Source organism: Micromonospora sp. NBC_01699 (assembly GCF_036250065.1).
GTDB lineage: Bacteria > Actinomycetota > Actinomycetes > Mycobacteriales > Micromonosporaceae > Micromonospora_G.
This window is the reverse complement of sequence record NZ_CP109199.1, coordinates 4,848,786-4,868,094: the sequence shown is the minus strand read 5'-3', so window position 1 is coordinate 4,868,094 and position 19,309 is coordinate 4,848,786. Positions and strand designations below refer to the sequence as shown.

Below are 19,309 nucleotides of genomic sequence, written 5' to 3'. Positions count from 1 at the left end.
ATTCTCGGGGTGTGGAAGGCCGGTGCGGCCTATCTGCCGATCGACACGCAGCAGCCCGTTGACCGGATGGCGTACATGCTGCGCGACAGCCTGGCGGTGTTGCTGCTGACCACCGAGGACCTGGTGGACGACCTACCCGCCGGCAAGGTACGCATCGTGGCGCTGGACGGGGCGATGACCGCCGCGCACCTGGCGATGGCCGAGTCCACCGCCCCGTCCGTGTCGCGTCGCCCCGGCGACCTGGCCTATGTCATCTACACGTCCGGCTCCACCGGCCAGCCGAAGGGTGTGGCGGTCACCCAGGGCGCGTTGGCGAACTATGTGGCCTCGGTGCCGGACCGGCTCGGCTTCGCCGCCCGTGGTGGCCGATACGCGTTGTTGCAGGCTCAGGTCACCGACCTGGGTAACACGGTGTTGTTCGCGAGCCTGGCCCGGGGCGGGCAGTTGCACGTGTTGCCGGAGGAGGCGGTCACCGACCCGGTCACCGTGGGCGGCTATCTGGCCGAGCACCGGATCGATCACCTCAAGGCGGTGCCGTCGCATCTGATGGCGCTCGGCGCGGCCGGTCGCCTGGAGGACGTGATCCCGGCCGGGAGTCTCGTGCTCGGCGGTGAGGCCGCCCCGGCCGAGTGGGTGGCCGAGCTGGTCGCCGCCGCCGGGGACCGGGGGGTGTTCAACCACTACGGGCCGACCGAGACCACGATCGGTGTCACCACGACCCGCCTGGACGGTGGGCAGGTGGTGCCGATCGGTGAGCCGATCGCGAACGTGCGTACCTATGTGTTGGACGCGGGTCTGCGGCCGGTGCCGGTCGGGGCGCCCGGCGAACTGTACGTCGCGGGTGCGGCGTTGGCGCGTGGCTATCTGCGCCGACCGGGACTGACGGCGGAGCGGTTCGTGGCCTGCCCCTACGGCACGGCTGGGCGGATGTATCGCACCGGCGACCGGGTGCGGCGGTTGGCCGACGGCCGGTTGGTGTTCCTGGGCCGGGTCGACGAGCAGGTCAAGATCCGTGGGTTCCGGGTGGAGCCGGGCGAGATCCAGTCGGTGCTGGCCCGGTGCCCCGGGCTGGATCAGGTCGCCGTGGTCGCGCGACCGGACGTCCGTGGTGAGCTGCGGCTGATCGCGTACGTGGTGTCCGACGACGACGTTGACGGTGTTGTCGAGCAGGTGCGTCGTTACGCGGGACAGCGGTTGCCCGAGCACCTGGTGCCGTCGGCCGTGGTGGTGCTCGACGTGCTGCCGCTGACCTCGAACGGCAAGCTGGACCGTCGGGCCCTGCCCGAGCCGGATCTGGCCGCGTCGGCCGGCGCCGGACGGGAGCCGGCCAACGAGCGGGAGCAACTGTTGTGCGCGGCCTACGCCGAGGTCCTCGGTGTCGAGGGCGTCGGTGTCGATGACGATTTCTTCGACCTGGGTGGGCATTCGCTGTTGGCGGTACGTCTGATCAGTCGGATCCGGGCGCTGCTGGGTGTCGAGGTCGAGATCCGGGCGTTGTTCGAGACCCCGACCGTCGCCGGACTGGCCGCGACCCTGCCCGACCCCGAGGACGACTCCACCGACAGCGTGGGTCGGCCGGTGCTGACCGCCCGACCCCGCCCGGAACGTATCCCGCTGTCCTCCGGTCAACGCCGCCTCTGGTTCATCAACCAGCTCGAGGGACCCAGCCCGGTCTACAACGTCTCGAACGCGGTCAGCCTTGCCGGTCCGGTCGATCCGGCCGTCATCGAGGCCGCGCTGCGCGATGTCATCGGCCGGCACGAGGCACTGCGTACGTTGTTCCCGACCGTCGACGGCGAGCCGGTGCAGCGGATCGTGCCGGCGGATCAGCTCGACTGGCGGGTGCGGCACGAGATGGTGGCCGACGACGAAATCGACGCGGCGGTCGGCCGTTGGCAGTCGTACGCCTTCGACCTGGCCGTCGAGCTGCCGATCCGAACCTGGCTGTTCAGCACCGACGCCGACCGGCACGTGCTGCTCGTGGTCATGCACCACACCGCCGGCGACGGCTGGTCCTGGACCCCGCTGGCCCGGGACTTCTCCACCGCGTACGCGGCCCGTGGCAACGGCGCCGCCCCGGACTGGACGCCGCTCCCGGTGCAGTACGCCGACTACGCGCTCTGGCAGCACGAGCTGCTCGGCGACGGACAGGACCCGGACAGCCTGCTGGCCCGACAGGTCGCCTACTGGCGAGACAACCTGTCCGGGGCGCCCGAGGAGCTGAACCTGCCGTTCGACCGGCCGCGCCCGGTGGTCCTCAGCGACCGTGGTCACCGTGTCTCGGTGCAACTGCCCGCAGACGTACACGCCGATCTGGCGCGGTTGGCCCGGGCCGAGGGCGTCACCGTCTTCATGGCGTTGCAGGCGGCTCTCGCCGTGCTGCTGTCCCGGCACGGCGCCGGCACCGACATCCCGATCGGTACGGCCGTCGCCGGCCGCACCGACGAGGCGCTCAACGATCTCGTCGGGTTCTTCGTCAACACCCTGGTGATACGCGGCGACCTGTCCGGCAACCCGGAGTTCACCGAGGTGCTGCGCCGGGTCCGGGAGACCAGCCTGGCTGCCTTCGCCCACCAGGACGTGCCGTTCGAACGGCTCGTGGAGGAGCTGGCGCCGACGCGGTCGTTGGCCCGCAACCCACTGTTCCAGGTGATGCTCACCCTGCAAAACCAGGAGGAGGCCGTTCTCGACGTGGCCGCGACCGACGTGGCGGCCGACTCCGGCGGCACGTTCGCCGGCGAGGTCGCCGAGGCGACCGCTCGATTCGACCTCGACTTCAGCCTTCAGGAAATGGTCGACGAGAGCGGCCGGCCGGCCGGGATCCGGGGCAGCGTCGTGGCGGCCGCCGACCTGTTCGAGCCCGAGTCGCTACGCCGGCTGACCGACCGGTTCGTCCGGGTGCTGCGGCTGGTGTCGGCCGATCCGGGGTTGCGGTTGGGTGCGGTGGATGTGTTGGACGAGGTGGAGCGTCGTCGGGTTTTGGTGGAGTGGAATGGGTCTGTGGTGGAGCGGGTGGGGGTGACGGTGTCGGGGTTGTTTGAGGCGCAGGTGGCGCGGACGCCGGACGCATTGGCGGTGGTGTGTGGTGATGTGGCGTTGACGTATGCGGAATTGGATTCGCGGGCGTCTGGGTTGGCGGGGTTCCTTTCTGCGCGGGGTGTGGGTCCGGAGTCGGTGGTGGGGGTGTGTTTGCCGCGTGGTGTGGATTTGGTTGTTGCTGTGTTGGGGGTGTTGAAGGCGGGTGGGGCGTATTTGCCGATTGATCCGGGTTATCCGGTGGAGCGGGTGGCGTTTATGGTGGGTGATGCGGTGCCGGTGGTGGTGGTGACGTCTTCGGTGGTGGAGGGGGTGTTGCCTCGGGGGATTGTTCGGGTGTCGGTGGATGATCGGGTGGATGGTGGGGGGTTTGTGGGTTGTTCTGGTTTGCGGGGGGAGCATCCGGCGTATGTGATGTTTACGTCGGGGTCGACGGGTCGGCCGAAGGGTGTGGTGGTGGAGCATCGGTCGGTGGTGGATTTGTTGGGTTGGGCGGTTGGTCGGTTTGGTGGTGGGGGTTTTTCGCGGGTGTTGGCGTCGACGTCGTTGAGTTTTGATGTGTCGGTGTTTGAGTTGTTTGGGCCGTTGGTGTGTGGGGGTTGTGTGGAGGTGGTGGCGGATTTGTTGGAGTTGGTGGGTGGGGGTCGGGAGTGGGATGTGAGTTTGGTGAGTGCGGTGCCGTCGGCGTTGGTGCGGGTGTTGGGTGGTGGTGGGGTGGGTGCTCGGGTGGGGGTGGTGGTGTTGGCTGGTGAGGCGTTGTCGGAGCGGGTGTTGGGTGAGGTGCGGTTGGCGTTGCCGGGGGTGCGGGTGGCGAATGTTTATGGTCCGACTGAGGCGACGGTGTATTCGACGGAGTGGTTTGCGGATGGTGTGGTGGGGGGTGTGCCGCCGATTGGTCGTCCGTTGGATAATGTTGGGGTTTATGTTTTGGATGCGGGGTTGTGTCCGGTGCCGGTGGGTGTGGTGGGTGAGTTTTATTTGTCGGGTGTGGGGTTGGCGCGGGGTTATTTGGGTCGGGCGGGGTTGACGGGTGAGCGGTTTGTGGCTAATCCGTTTGAGGTGGGTGGGCGGATGTATCGGACGGGTGATTTGGTGCGGTGGGGTGTGGGTGGGTTGGTGGAGTATGTGGGTCGTTCTGATGATCAGGTGAAGGTTCGTGGTTTTCGGATTGAGTTGGGTGAGGTGGAGGTGGTTGTTGCGGGGCATCCGGATGTGGTTGAGGTTGCGGTGGTTGCTTGGGAGGATTCGACGGGGGATAGGCGGTTGGTTGCGTATGTGGTGCCGGTGTCGGGTGTTGATCGTGGGGGTTTGTCTGTTGGGGTGAGGGCTTATGTGTCTGGTCGGTTGCCGGGGCATATGGTGCCGGCGGCGGTGGTGGTGGTTGATGGGTTGCCGTTGTCTGCGGTGGGGAAGTTGGATCGGCGGGCGTTGCCGGTTCCGGATTTTGCTGCGAATGCGGGTGTGGGGGTGGGGGTGGGGCGGGGGCCGTCGAACGCGCGGGAGGAGTTGTTGTGCGCGGGCTTCGCCGTGGTGTTGGGTTTGGAGAGTGTGGGCGTCGATGATGATTTCTTCGCCCTGGGTGGTCACTCGCTGCTGGTCGTACGGCTGGTCGAATGGCTACGCCAGCGGCGGATGTCGGTGCCGGTGCGGGCGTTGTTCCAGACCCCCACGCCGGCCGGGTTGGCTGCCGCGGGTGCCGGTCGGGGGCAGGTGCGGGTGCCGACCAACGCGATTCCGGTCGACGCCGTCCCGATCACTCCGGAGATGCTGCCATTGGTGGCGCTGACCCCGGAGCAGATCGACCGGGTGGTGGCGACGGTCGACGGTGGTGCGGGCAACGTCGCCGACATCTACCCGCTCGCCCCATTGCAGGAGGGGTTGCTGTTTCACCACCTGCTGGCCCAGGGGGGCCGGGATGCGTACGTGTTGCCGACCGTGGTGCGGTTCGATCGCCGGGAGTTGCTCGACGGCTTCCTGGCGGCGTTGCAGCGGGTGATCGATCGGCACGACGTCTTCCGTACGGCGATCCTCTGGGAGGGTCTGGACTCGCCGGTGCAGGTGGTGTGGCGGCACGCCACCCTGCCGGTGACCGAGGTGGCGGTTGCCGGGGCCGATCCGGTGGCGGAGCTGCTCGCCGCCGGGGAGACGGCGATGGATCTGGGTCGGGCACCGCTGATCGAGGTCCACCGGACGGCGGTGCCGGGTGGCGATGAGTGGCTGGCCCTGGTCCGGGTGCACCACCTGGTGCAGGATCACACGGGTCTGGACCTGCTGATCGCCGAGGTGCGCGCGGTGATGGCCGGGCGGGACGACGCTCTGGCGCCGGTGGTGCCGTTCCGGGAGTTCGTGGCGCAGGCCCGTGGCGGAGTGGCCGAGGAGGAGCACGAGCGATACTTCGCCGACCTGCTCGGCGACGTCGACGAGCCAACCGCCCCGTACGGGGTGCTCGACGTGCGCGGCGACGGCACGGGCCAGCGGCACGCCTCGGCCGCCCTCGGCGCTGCCCTGGCCGGTCAGCTCCGACGAGTGGCCCGGTCGTTGGGCACCAGCCCCGCCACGTTGCTGCACGTCGCGTGGGCGCGCACCGTCGCGGTGCTGTCCGGCCGCGACGACGTGGTGTTCGGCACCGTGTTGTTCGGCCGGATGAACGCCGGCGCCGGTGCCGACCGGGCGCCGGGACCGTTCATCAACACCCTGCCCGTACGGGTGCGCACCGGCGACCTGAACGTCCGGGCGGCAGTTAGCGCGATCCGCGACCAACTCGCCGGGCTGCTCGAACACGAACACGCCTCACTGGCGCTGGCGCAACGGTCGAGCGGGGTGGCACCGGAGACGCCACTGTTCACCTCGATCCTCAACTACCGGCACAACGCCGCCCAGGAGACCACGGAGGCCGAAGCCGTCGAGACGACGGGCACGGACGGCATTCAGGTGGTGTTCTCCCGGGAGAACACCAACTATCCGCTGACGGCTTCCGTCGACGACAACGGCGACGCCATCTACCTCACTGTGGATGCGGCCACGCCGATCGACGCTCATTCGGTCGCCTCGTTGTTGCGTACGGTGATCGGCAATCTGGTGACCGCGCTGGAGGCGGACGGAGAGCTGTCGCTTCGCTCGGTCGACGCGCTCGATGAGGCCGGGCGTCGGCAGTTGGTCGTCGGCTGGAACGACACGGAGGTGTCGTATCCGGTTAATGGGACGTTGCCGGATTTGTTCGCGGGGCGGGTCGCCGCGTCGCCGGATGCGGTGGCGGTGGTGTTCGAGGGTGAGCCGTTCACGTACGCCGAGCTGGACGCTCGGGCCAACAGGGTCGCCCGGTATTTGCGGGCTGTGGGTGTGGGTCCGGAGTCGGTGGTCGGGGTGCGGATGGACCGTGGTCTCGATCTGGTGGTGGCGTTGTTGGGCGTGTTGAAGGCCGGCGGGGCGTATCTACCGGTCGATCCGGGGTATCCGGCGGAGCGGGTGGCGGTGATGTTGGCCGATGCCGGGGCGACGCTGGTCCTGGATTCGATCACCGGTCTGGATGGTCCGGTGCCGGAGACGGTGGTCGATCTGTGTGTGGATCATCCGGCGTATGTGTTGTTCACGTCGGGGTCGACGGGTCGGCCGAAGGGTGTTGTTGTTTCGCATGCGGGGATTGTGAACCGGTTGCGGTGGATGCAGGACCGGTTCGGGTTGTCCGCTGCGGATCGGGTGTTGCAGAAGACGCCGTTCACGTTTGACGTGTCGGTGTGGGAGTTCTTTTGGCCGTTGGTGGAGGGCGCGACGCTGGTGGTGGCGCGTCCGGGGGGTCATCGTGATCCGGGTTATCTGGCCGAGTTGATTCGCACGCAGCAAGTGTCGACGGTGCATTTTGTGCCGTCGATGTTGGAGGCGTTCCTGCCGGTGGCGGAGTCCTGCACCGGCCTTACCCGGGTGATTTGTTCGGGTGAGGCGTTGCCGGCCGGTGTGCGGGATCGGTTCCTGGCCGTGCTTCCCGATGTCGAACTGCACAATTTGTACGGGCCGACGGAGGCGTCGGTTGATGTCACCGCCGTCCGGTGCGAGCCCGGTGTGCCGGTGACGATCGGTTCACCGGTCGCGAACACCCGCACCTACGTGCTGGACAGCGGCCTGCAACCCGTCCCGGTGGGAGTGGCCGGGGAGTTGTATCTGGCCGGTGTGCAGTTGGCGCGGAGCTACGTCAACCGGGCCGAGCTGACCGCCGAGCGGTTCGTGGCCTGCCCGTACGGCGGGTCGGGGGAGCGGATGTACCGCACCGGCGACCTGGTCCGCTGGACCGACAACGGGCAACTGGAGTACCTGGGCCGCACCGACGACCAGGTCAAGATCCGAGGGTTCCGCATCGAACTCGGCGAGGTCCGGGCCGCCGTGGTCGCGAGCCCCGACGTCACCCAGGCCGCCGTCGCGGTCCGCGACGACCGGATCGTGGCGTACGTGGTCGGCGCCGCCGACCCTGCCAAGGTCCGCGAGCACGTCGCCCGGCGGCTGCCCGGCTACATGGTGCCGGCCGCGGTGGTGACCCTGGACGCCCTGCCGCTGACCAGCAGCGGCAAGCTCGACCTGCGGTCCCTGCCGGCGCCCGACTTCGCCGGGACCGCCGGTTCCGGCCGCGCGCCCGCGAACCCGCGCGAGGAGGCACTGTGCGCCGCGTTCGCGCAGGTCCTCGGGCTCGAACGGGTCGGCGTCGACGACAACTTCTTCACCCTCGGCGGGCACTCGCTGCTGGCCATACGGCTGATCAGTCGCATCCGCACCGTGCTTGACGTCGAACTCGGCCTCCGCGACCTGTTCGACGCGCCAACCGTGGCCCAGCTTGCCCAGCGCATTCCCGCCGAGAAGTCCAGTCGGCCGGCGCTGCGGCCGATGCGTGAGCGGAAGGATTCCTGATGATCCCGTTGTCGTTTGCGCAGCGCCGGCTGTGGTTCATCGCCCAACTGGGCGATGTCGGCACGACGTACACCATGCCGATCGTGCTGCATCTCTCCGGCGGCGTAGACGTCGCCGCGCTGCGGGCGGCCCTGCGGGACGTGCTGGACCGCCACGAGGTGCTCCGTACGGTCTTCCCGACTGTCGACGGCGAGCCGTACCAGCAGGTCCTCGACGTCGCCGAGTTGGACTGGGACCTGCACGTGGTCGACGTCGCACCCGACGGGCTCGACGCGGCGGTCGCGGTGGCCGCCGCGCACACCTTCGACCTGGCCACCGACGTGCCGGTGCACGGCTCGCTGGTGTGCGCCGGCCCGACCGACTCGGTCCTGGTGGTGGTCCTGCACCACATCGCCGGCGACGGCTGGTCGATGGAACCGCTCGGCCGCGACGTCTCCACCGCGTACGCCGCGCGGCGCGAGGGCCGCGCCCCGGACTGGGCGCCGCTGCCGGTGCAGTACGCCGATTTTGCCCTGTGGCAGCGGGAGCTGCTCGGCGCGGAGTCCGATCCGGACAGCGTGGTGTCCCGGCAGCTCGGCTACTGGCAGACCGCCCTTGACGGCGTACCCGAGGAACTTGCCCTGCCCGCGGACCACCCACGGCCGGCCGAGGCCACCCACCGGGGACACGCCGTGCCGCTGTGGGTACCCGCCGACGTGCACGCCCGGATCGTGGAGCTGTCCCGCACCGAGGGCGTCACCGTGTTCATGGTGTTGCAGGCTGCCCTCGCCGTACTGCTGTCCAAGCTGGGGGCCGGCGCCGACGTGCCGATCGGCACCGCGGTCGCCGGGCGCACCGACGAGGCGCTCGACGACCTGATCGGCTTCTTCGTCAACACTCTCGTGCTGCGCACCGACCTGTCCGGCGATCCGACCTTCGCCGAGCTGCTGGCCCGGGTGCGGGAGACCGGGCTGTCCGCGTTCGAGCATCAGGACGTGCCGTTCGAGCGGCTGGTGGAGGAGTTGTCGCCGGCGCGGTCGATGGCCCGGCACCCGCTGTTCCAGGTGATGCTGACCGTGCAGAACAACGCCGACTCCGACCTGGCGATGTCCGGCGTCACCACCGGGCGCTTGTCGGCCGGACCGGGCGCGGCGAAGTTCGATCTTGAGATCAACGCCGCCGAGACCGTCGACCCGGCCGGCATGCCGGCCGGGTTGCACGGGGCGGTCGTCGGCGCCGCCGACCTGTTCGAGCGGGCCACCGTCGAGCGCCTGGTCATCTGGTACGTCCGGCTGCTGGGCGTGGTGGTGGCCGATGTCGGTCGTCGGTTGTCTTCGGTGGATGTTTTGGATGATGTTGAGCGTCGGCGGGTGTTGGTGGAGTGGAATTCGGTGCCGGTGGTGGTGCCGGCGGTGTCGGTGGGTGACTTGTTTGCGGCGGTGGTGGCGGGGGCGCCGGGTGCGGTGGCGGTGGTGGCGGATGGTGTGGGGTTGACGTATGGCGAGTTGGATGAGCGGGCGGGTCGGTTGGCGAGTTTGTTGGTGGGTTGTGGGGTGGGTCCGGAGTCGCGGGTTGCTTTGGTGTTGGGTCGGGGTTCGGAGTTTGTGGTGGCGATGTTGGCGGTGGTGCGTGCGGGGGGTGCGTATGTGCCGGTTGATCCGCGGTATCCGGTGGAGCGGGTTGGGTACATGTTGGAGGATTCGGGGCCGGTGGTGGTGTTGGCTTCGGCGGCGACTGTGGGGGTGTTGGTTGATTGCCCGGTGCCGGTGGTTGTGCTGGACGATGTGGAGGTCGTCGCGGAGTTGGCGGGGTTGCCGGTTGCGTTGCCGGTGTCGGTGTTGGTGGATCATTCGTTGTATGTGATTTATACGTCGGGGTCGACGGGTCGGCCGAAGGGTGTGACGGTTACGCATGGGAATGTGGTGGGGTTGTTTGCGGGTGCGGCGGGGTTGTTTGGTGGGTTCGATGGTGCTGATGTGTGGTCGTGGTTTCATTCGGCGGCGTTTGATTTTTCGGTGTGGGAGTTGTGGGGTGCGTTGTTGCATGGTGGTCGGGTGGTGGTGGTGCCGTTTGAGGTGTCGCGGTCGCCGGGGGAGTTCGCGGCGTTGTTGGTGCGGGAGCGGGTGACGGTGTTGAGTCAGACGCCGTCGGCGTTTTATGGGGTGATGGATTTGTTGGATGGGTCGTTGTTGCGGGTGGTGGTGTTTGGTGGGGAGGCGTTGGATCCGGGTCGGTTGGGGGGTTGGTTCGTTCGTCATGGTGGTGGTGGGCCGGTGATGGTGAATATGTATGGGATTACTGAGACGACGGTGCATGTGACGTTTGAGCGGGTGGGTTCGGGTGGTGGGGGGAGTGTGGTGGGTCGGGGGTTGCCGGGGTTGCGGGTGTTTGTGCTTGATGCGGGGTTGCGGCCGGTGCCGCCGGGTGTGGTGGGTGAGGTGTATGTGTCGGGTGGGCAGTTGGCGCGGGGTTATTTGGGGCGGGCTGCTTTGACTGGTGAGCGGTTTGTGGCGTGTCCGTTTGGTGGTTTGGGTGGGCGGATGTATCGGAGTGGGGATGTGGCGCGGTGGAGTGGTGGTGGTCGGTTGGAGTTTGTGGGTCGTGTTGATGATCAGGTGAAGGTTCGGGGTTTTCGGATTGAGTTGGGTGAGGTGGAGGCGGTGGTTGCGGCGGTGGGGTTGGTGTCGCGGGCGGTGGTGGTGGTGCGTGAGGATGTTCGGGGTGATGTGCGGTTGGTGGCTTATGTGGTTCCGGTGGGTGGGGTGGATTTGGTGGGGTTGTCGGGGGTGGTGTTGGGGGAGGTGGCTCGGCGGTTGCCGGGGTATATGGTGCCGGCGGCGGTGGTGGTTTTGGATGCGTTGCCGTTGACGGTTAATGGGAAGTTGGATCGTGGGCGGTTGCCGGTGCCGGTGTGGTCTGGGGGTGGGGGTCGGGCGCCGGTGAATGTGCGGGAGGAGTTGGTGTGTGCGGGGTTTGCTGAGTTGTTGGGTGTGGATGGTGTGGGGGTTGATGACGATTTTTTTGTGTTGGGTGGGCATTCGTTGTTGGTGGTGCGGTTGGTGGAGTGGTTGCGTCGGCGTGGTGTGGTGGTGTCGGTGCGGGCGTTTTTCAGACTCCTACTCCGGGTGCGTTGGCGGCTAGTGTTGGTGTTCGGCAGGTGGAGGTGCCGGCGAATCGGATTCCGGTCGGTGCCACTGGGATTACTCCGGATATGTTGCCGCTGGTTGAGCTGACCGTCGAGCAGATTGATCGGATCGCTGTCAGCGTCGATGGTGGTGCCGCGAATATCGCTGACATCTATCCCCTGGCTCCGTTACAGGAGGGTTTGCTGTTCCACCATCTGCTGGCCGGCGACGGACCGGACACCTACGTCCTGCCCACCGTCATCGAGCTGGACGCCCACGCACTCGTCGACCGGCTGGTCGACACGCTGCGCCGAATCGTCGACCGGCACGACATCTTCCGCACCTCGATCGTCTGGGACGGCCTGCCCGAACCCGTCCAGGTCGTCCAGCGGCAAGCCACCCTCCGGGTCCAGCAGGTGACCCTCGACCCCGACGGCGACGACCCGGTCGCAGAGCTGGTCCGGGCCGGCGGGTCGCGGATCGACCTGGGGCGAGCGCCGCTGATGGACCTGTTCACCGCCCGGATCCCCGGCGACGACCGGTGGCTGGTGCTGGTCCGTGTCCACCACCTCGTCCAGGATCACACCGGCCTCGACGTCGTTCTCGACGAGGTGCGGACGCTGTTCGCCGGCCGGGGCGACGAACTGCCGCCCGCGCCGCCGTTCCGCGACTTCGTCGCCCAGGCCCGCGCCGGCGTCCCTCAGGAGGAGCACGAGCGGTACTTTGCCGCACTGCTGGGCGACGTTGACGAGCCGACCGTGCCGTTCGGGGTGCCGGAAGTCCGCAGCGATCTGTACCCGGCGCGCGGTCGCACCCCGTTCCCGCCCGGACTGGCCGGCCGGCTGCGCGAGATCGCCCGACGGCTCGGCGCGAGTCCCGCGACCGTCCTGCACGTCGCCTGGGCGAGGGCGCTCGCCGTTGTCTCCGGCCGCGAGGACGTGGTGTTCGGCACGGTCCTGTTCGGTCGGATGAACGCCGGCGCCGGCGCCGACCGGGTGCCCGGCCCGTTCATCAACACCCTGCCGGTCCGGGTACGGACCGGCGACACCGGCGTACGCGACGCGGTCGCCACCATGCGCGACCAGCTGGCCGCCCTACTCGAACACGAACACGCCCCGCTCGCCGTCGCGCAGCGGGTCAGCGGCGTACCAGCCGACACCCCGCTGTTCACGTCGATCTTCAACTACCGGCGGAATACGGCCGCTGCCGACCCCACCGGCGACGGCGACGGCGGCATCCGGGTGGTCTACGCCCACGAGCGCAACAACTACCCGCTGACCGTCTCCGTCGACGACGACGGCGACGACGCGAGCGTCTCCGTCGACGCGGTGGCGCCGATCGACGTCGACGCCCTGGGCCGGCTCATCGTCACCACGGTCGACGACCTGGTGACCCGGCTCCGGGCCGCTCTCGACGGCGACACCGACCCGCCGCTGCGCGCGGTGAAGGTCCTCGACGACGCCGAACGGCGCCGGGTGATCGAGGAGTGGAACGACACCGCTGCGGACTTCGCCGGCATCCCGGTGCCGGAGCTGATCCGCCGACAGGTGGTCCGTACGCCGGAGGCGCCGGCCGCGGTGCACGAGGGCGCCGCGCTGTCGTACGCCGAACTTGCCACCCGGGCCGACCGGCTCGCCCGGCTGCTCGCGGCCCGCGGCGTCGGACCGGAGACTGTCGTCGGGCTTTGCCTGCCCCGCGGACTCGACATGGTGGTGGCGATCCTGGCCGTCTGGCGGGCCGGCGGCGCGTACCTGCCGATCGATCCGGAATATCCGGCCGAGCGCATCGCCTACCTCGTCTCCGATGCCCGGCCGCGCGTGGTGCTGACCGCGTCGTCGTGCGCCAACGTGCTGCCGGACGACGTCGACCCGGTCGTCGTCGATGCGCCGCTACCGGACGACCTCGCCGACGTCGCGCTGCCTACCGCCCCGGCGCCCGGCGGGGCGGCGTACGTCATCTACACCTCCGGTTCAACCGGACGGCCCAAGGGCGTGTGCGTCCCGCACGGCGGCCTGTCCAACCTCGTGTCGGTGTTCGCGTCGGTGCTGCGGGTACGACCCGGAATTCCCGTCCTGCAATTCGCCTCGTTCAGCTTCGACGCCTCCGTACTCGACGTGGCGGTCACCCTCGCCTGCGGTGGCACCCTGTTCATCGCCTCAGCGGCGGAGCGGTCGGAGCCGGAGTTGCTGCACCGGCTGGTCACCGAGAATGGAGTGCGCTCAGCCAGCGTGGTGCCGTCGCTGCTGGCTGTGCTGGACCCGGCGCAGTTCACCGACATCGAGGCAATGGTGGTGGGCTCCGAGGTCGTCGACCCGGCCCTGGCCGCCCGATGGGCGCGGGGCCGGCACCTGGTGCACGCGTACGGGCCGACCGAGGCCACCGTCATCATGGCCGCCGGCCGGATCGACCCGGGCTGCGCCGACGGCCCGGTGCCGTTCGGCGGGCCGCTGCCCAACAGCCGGGCGTTCGTCCTGGATGCCGCGTTGGTGCCGGTGCCGGTGGGTGTGGTGGGTGAGTTGTATATCGCGGGGTCGCAGTTGGCGCGGGGTTATGTGGGGCGTGCTGGGTTGACTGGGGAGCGGTTTGTGGCGTGTCCGTTTGGGTTTGGTGAGCGGATGTATCGGACTGGTGATTTGGTGCGGTGGACGGTGGATGGTGAGTTGGTGTTCGGGGGTCGGGTTGATGATCAGGTGAAGATTCGTGGGTTTCGGATTGAGTTGGGTGAGGTGCAGGCGGTGGTGGCGGTGTGTCCGGGTGTGGAGCAGGTGTGTGTGGTGGTGCGTGAGGATAGTCCGGGTGAGCGGCGGTTGGTGGCGTATGTGGTTGCGGGTGGGGCGGGTTTTGATGTTGAGGGTGTGCGGGGGTTTGTGGCGGGGCGGTTGCCGGAGTACATGGTGCCGTCGGTGGTGGTGTTGTTGGATTGTTTGCCGTTGACGTCGAACGGCAAGGTCGATCGTAAGGCGTTGCCGGTGCCGGTGGTTGAGGCTGGTGGTGGTGTGGGTCGGGTGGGGTTGACGCCGCGTGAGGAGTTGTTGTGTGTGGTGTTTGCTGAGGTGTTGGGTCGGGATGTGGTGGGGGTGGATGACGATTTTTTTGTGTTGGGTGGGCATTCGTTGTTGGCGGTGCGGTTGGTTGGTCGGGTGCGGGTGGTGTTGGGGGTGGAGGTGTCGTTGCGGGTGTTGTTTGAGGCGTCGACGCCGGGGCGGTTGGCGGTGCGGTTGTCGTCGGTGGCGGTCGCGCGTCCGGTGGTGGTTCCGGTGGTGCGTGGGTCGCGGGTGGGTTTGTCGTTCGCGCAGCGTCGGTTGTGGTTTGTGAATCAGTTGGAGGGGTCGTCCGGGGTCTATCACATGCCGTTTGTGTTGCGGCTGGATGGGGTGGACGTGTTGGCGTTGGAGTTGGCGTTGCGGGATGTGTTGGGTCGGCATGAGGTGTTGCGTACGGTGTTTCCGGTGGTTGATGGTGAGCCGTTTCAGCGGGTTGTTCCGGTGGGGGAGTTGGATTGGCGGTTGGGGGTTGTCGATGGTCCGGTGGGGGAGTTGTCGGAGGTAATTGGTCGTCCGTTTGATTTGTCGGTTGAGGTGCCGTTGCGGGCGTGGTTGTTTGGTGGGTCGGTGTTGGTGGTGGTGGTGCATCATGTGGCGGCTGATGGGTGGTCGTTGGTGCCGTTGGCGCGGGATCTTTCGGTGGCGTATGCGGCGCGGGTGGCCGGTGGGGTGCCGGGGTGGTTGCCGTTGCGGGTGCAGTATGCGGATTTTGCGGTGTGGCAGCGGGAGTTGTTGGGTGTGGAGTCGGATCCGGGGAGTGTGTTGTCGCGGCAGTTGGGTTTTTGGCGGGAGGCTTTGGCTGGGTTGCCGGAGGAGTTGGGTTTGCCGGTGGATCGGTTGCGTCCGGTGGTGCCGAGTTTTCGGGGTCATGGGGTGTCGTTGGTGGTGTCGGCTGAGGTTCACGCGGCGGTGGTGGGGCTTGCTCGGGTGCAGGGTGTGACGGTGGCGATGGTGGTTCAGGGTGCGTTGGTGGTGTTGTTGTCGCGAATGGGTGCGGGGGTGGATGTGCCGATCGGTACGGCGGTGGCGGGTCGGGTGGATGAGGCGTTGGATGATTTGGTGGGGTTTTTTGTTAATACGTTGGTGTTGCGGGGTGATGTGTCGGGGGATCCGTCGTTTGTGGAGTTGTTGGGGCGGGTGCGGGAGTCGAATTTGGCGGCGTTTGAGCGGCAGGATGTGCCGTTTGAGCGGTTGGTGGAGGAGTTGTCGCCGGTGCGGTCGTTGGCGCGGCATCCGTTGTTTCAGGTGATGTTGACGGTGCAGAATCAGGCGGCGGCGGTACTCGAACTGACCGACGTCGACACCGGTCACGTCGGGTCGGAGGCCCGGACCGCAAAGTTCGACCTGGAGCTCGGCATCACCGAGGAGTACGGTCCCGCCCGGCAACCGCAGGGCCTGCGCGGCGAACTGATCGGCGCCGCCGACCTGTTCGATCCGGCCTCGGTACACCAACTCGGCGAACGGTTCGTCCGGGTGCTGCGCACCGTGGTCGCCGACCCGACCGTACGGGTAGGCGCCGTGGACGTCCTCGACGGCAACGAGCGTGCGCGCCTGTTGATCGACTGGAATGACACGTCGGTGGTGTATCCGGCGGGCGACACGCTGGTTTCGTTGTTCGGTGCGCGGGTGGTGGCGTCGCCGGCGGCGGTGGCGGTGGTCTTCGAGGGCGAGTCGTTGACGTATGCGGAGGTGGATGCGCGGGCGGAGCGGTTGGCGCGGGTGTTGGTGGGGCGTGGTGTGGGTCCGGAGTCGGTGGTGGGGGTGTGTCTGCCGCGTGGTGCTGATCTGGTGGTGGCGTTGTTGGGTGTGCTGAAGGCGGGTGGGGCGTATTTGCCGGTTGATCCCGAGTATCCGGTGGAGCGGGTGGCGGTGATGTTGGCTGACGCGTTGCCGGTGGCGGTGGTGACCTCGCCGGAGTGCGCGTCGGTGCTGCCGTTGGGTGTGGCCCGGGTCGGGGTCGACGAGGCGCCGTCGTCGTCGGCGCCGCCGGTGCGTGCGCGTCCGCGTCCGGATCATCCGGCGTATGTGTTGTTCACGTCGGGGTCGTCGGGTCGGCCGAAGGGTGTTGTTGTTTCGCATGCGGGGATTGTGAACCGGTTGCGGTGGATGCAGGACCGGTTTGGACTCACGGAGTCGGATCGGGTGGTGCAGAAGACGCCGTTTACCTTCGATGTGTCGGTGTGGGAGTTTTTCTGGCCGTTGTTGGAGGGCGCGACTTTGGTGGTGGCGCGTCCGGGGGGTCATCGTGATCCGGCGTATCTGGCGGAGTTGATTGACGCTGAGCGGGTGTCGACGGTGCATTTTGTGCCGTCGATGCTGGAGGCGTTCCTGCCGGTCGCTGACCGGTGTGGCGTCCTTACCCGGGTGATTTGTTCGGGTGAGGCGCTGCCGGCCACTGTGCAGGATCGGTTCCTGGCCGCGCTTCCCGATGTTGAACTGCATAATTTGTACGGGCCGACGGAGGCGTCGGTTGACGTTACCGCCGCTCGGTGTGAGTCGGGTGCGCGGGTGACGATCGGTGAGCCGGTCGCGAATACCCGCACGTATGTGCTCGACCACAGTTTGCGGCCGGTGCCGGTGGGTGTGGCCGGGGAGTTGTATCTGGCTGGTGTGCAGCTCGCGCGGGGGTATGTGAACCGGGCCGGGTTGACCGGTGAGCGGTTCGTTGCCAATCCGTACGAGCCGGGTGGGCGGTTGTATCGCACGGGTGACCTGGTCCGCTGGACCGCTGACGGGCGACTGGACTATCTGGGTCGTACGGATGAGCAGGTGAAGCTGCGTGGGTTCCGGATCGAGTTGGGTGAGGTGCAGGCCGCCGTGGCCGCGCACCCGGAGGTGACCCAGGCCGCCGTCATCGTCCGCGACGACAAGCTGATCGCGTACGTCGTCGGTGGTGACGGTACCGGTGTCCGGGAATACGTGAGCCGGCGGTTGCCGGAGTACATGGTGCCTGCGGCGGTGGTGGTGCTGGATGCGTTGCCGGTGACCGCCAACGGCAAGCTCGACCGCTCCGCTCTGCCTGACCCGCAGATCCGGGTTGGTTCCGGCCGTCCACCGGTGAATGCGCGTGAGGAATTGCTGTGTGCGGGGTTCGCGGAGATCCTCGGCTTGGAAGTGGTCGGTGTGGATGACGATTTCTTTGTTCTGGGTGGGCATTCGTTGCTGGTGGTGCGGCTGGTCGACTGGTTGCGTCGGCGTGGGGTGTCGGTGTCCGTACGGGCGTTCTTCCAGACGCCGACGCCGGCGGCGCTGGCGGTGACCGGCGGTGCCCGGCAGGTCGATGTGCCGGCCAATGCCATTCCCATCGACGCCACCGAGATCACCCCGGACATGCTGCCGTTGGTCGATCTGACCGTCGAGCAGGTCGACCGGATCGCCGCCACCGTCGACGGCGGCGCCGGCAACATCGCCGACATCTATCCCCTCGCCCCGCTGCAAGAGGGCATCCTCTTCCACCATCTACTCGCCGAGGGCGGCATTGATGCCTACATCATGTCGACCACCGTCGGGTTCGACACTCGGGCCCACCTCGACCGGTTCGTCGACGCCTTACGCCGGGTCGTCGACCGCCACGACGTTCTGCGCACCGCGATCGTCTGGCAGGGGCTGCCGGAGCCGGTGCAGGTGGTGTGGCGACGGGTCACCCTGCCGGTGATCGACACAGTGCTTGCCGCCGACGAGGACCCGGTCGTCGTGCTGGCTGCCGTCGCCGGGCTTGCCATGGACCTCGACCGTGCCCCGCTGCTCGACATCCACGCCGCCGCGGCGCCCGACGGGCCGGGCTGGTACGCGTTGCTGCGGGTCCATCACATGATCCAGGACCACGTCGCGCTCGACGTGCTGCTTGGCGAGGTGCGGGCGATCCTCGCCGGCCGCGACGACCTGATCGCCGCTCCACTGCCGTTCCGAAACTTCGTCGCGCACGCCCGCACCGCCGTCGCCGAAACGGAGCACGAACGCTACTTCGCCGAGCTCCTCGGCGATGTCACCGAACCGACGGTGCCGTTCGGCATCCGCGACGTACGGGGCGACGGCAGCAACCTGACCAGGGAACGGCTCCACTTCCCGGCCGGCTTCGCCGACCGGCTGCGCGAGACCGCACGAACGCTGGGCGTCAGCCCGGCCACGCTGCTGCACGTCGCCTGGGCGCGGGTCGTCGCCACCCTCGCCCGACGGGACGACGTGGTGTTCGGCACGGTGCTGTTCGGGCGGATGAACGCCGGCACCGGCTCCGACCGGGTGCCCGGCCCATTCATCAACACCCTGCCGGTGCGGGTCCGCACCGGCGAGCTGACCGTACGGGCGGCGATGGTGGCGATGCGCGACCAGCTTGCCGGCCTGCTCGAACACGAGCACGCGCCGCTTGCCGTCGCGCAACGGGCCAGCGGCGTCGCCGCCGAGACCCCACTGTTCACCGCCCTGTTCAACTACCGGCACAACAACGGCGCCGACCCGTCGGACGAGCCCGACCTGATCCCGGAGGCGACCGGGATCCGGGTGCTGCACGCCCGGGAACGCAGCACGTTCCCGGTCAACGCATCCGTCGACGACGACGGCGACGCCCTGGTGCTCACCGTCGACGCCACCGCGCCGATCGACCCGTACACGGTGGCGGCGCTGCTGCGCACCACCACGCGGAACCTGGTCGACGCGTTGCAGGCCGCGGCGGACGACGACAGCGACCCGCCGCTGAGTGCGATCGACACCGTGGACGAGGCCGAGCGCCACCGGCTGCGCCTCGACTGGCCCGACGTCGCCGCCACCTCCGCAATGGGCCTCGCCGACGACGAGGTGGCCGAGCGGATACGGCAGTTCGTGGCGCACCGGCTGCCGCCGTACATGGTGCCATCCGCCGTCGTGCTGCTCGACGCGCTGCCGGTGACCCCCAACGGCAAGATCGACCGCCGCGCGCTGCCCCTGCCGGACTTCGCCCCGACGCCGGTGCCGGGCGGCGGCGCCCCGACCGATCCCCGGGAAGAGGCGGTCTGTGCCGCCTTCGCCGAGGTTCTCGGGTTGGACCGGGTCGGCATCGACGACGACTTCTTCGCCCTCGGCGGTCAGTCGCTGCTGGCGGTCCGGGCCCTCGCCCGGATCCGGGCGGCGCTCGACGTTGACGTGCCGTTGCGCGCCCTCCTACAGGCGCCCACTGCGGCCGGCCTGGCGCGCCGGATCGGCCAACAGCAGAAATCGAACCGGCCGGTGCTTCGGCCCATGCGTGGTGACAAGGAGTAA

The 19,309-nt window shown here is 68.3% G+C and carries 3 protein-coding genes (1 of these 3 running past the window's edge); all 3 read left to right on the top strand.

The genetic code is table 11. The features are described from left to right. Tightly spaced (each overlapping or abutting the next), the 3 genes in view from OG792_RS20245 to OG792_RS20235 form a layout consistent with a single transcriptional unit that may run on beyond the window. Positions 1-7,929, top strand: partial view of a non-ribosomal peptide synthetase gene (locus OG792_RS20245; RefSeq protein ID WP_329101150.1) — the end only. Its footprint begins 14,364 nt before the window's first position; only the last 7,929 of its 22,293 coding nucleotides appear in the window; the start codon falls outside the window, past its left edge; its stop codon occupies positions 7,927-7,929. Continuing rightward, positions 7,929-11,141 (top strand): non-ribosomal peptide synthetase, encoded by a 3,213-nt coding sequence (locus OG792_RS20240; protein WP_329101148.1) that lies wholly within the window; start codon positions 7,929-7,931, stop codon positions 11,139-11,141. Before OG792_RS20245 ends, OG792_RS20240 begins: the two co-directional genes overlap by 1 nt. After that, on the top strand, positions 11,120-19,309 hold the full coding sequence (locus tag OG792_RS20235) for a non-ribosomal peptide synthetase (RefSeq protein WP_329101145.1): 8,190 nt from the start codon (positions 11,120-11,122) through the stop codon (positions 19,307-19,309). The genes OG792_RS20240 and OG792_RS20235 overlap by 22 nt, the downstream gene beginning before the upstream one ends.

Coding starts and splice junctions, on each gene's coding strand:
- OG792_RS20235 (WP_329101145.1), top strand. CDS start 11,120: ATGTTGCCGCTGGTTGAGCTGACCGTCGAGCAGATTGATCGGATCGCT.
- OG792_RS20240 (WP_329101148.1), top strand. CDS start 7,929: ATGATCCCGTTGTCGTTTGCGCAGCGCCGGCTGTGGTTCATCGCCCAA.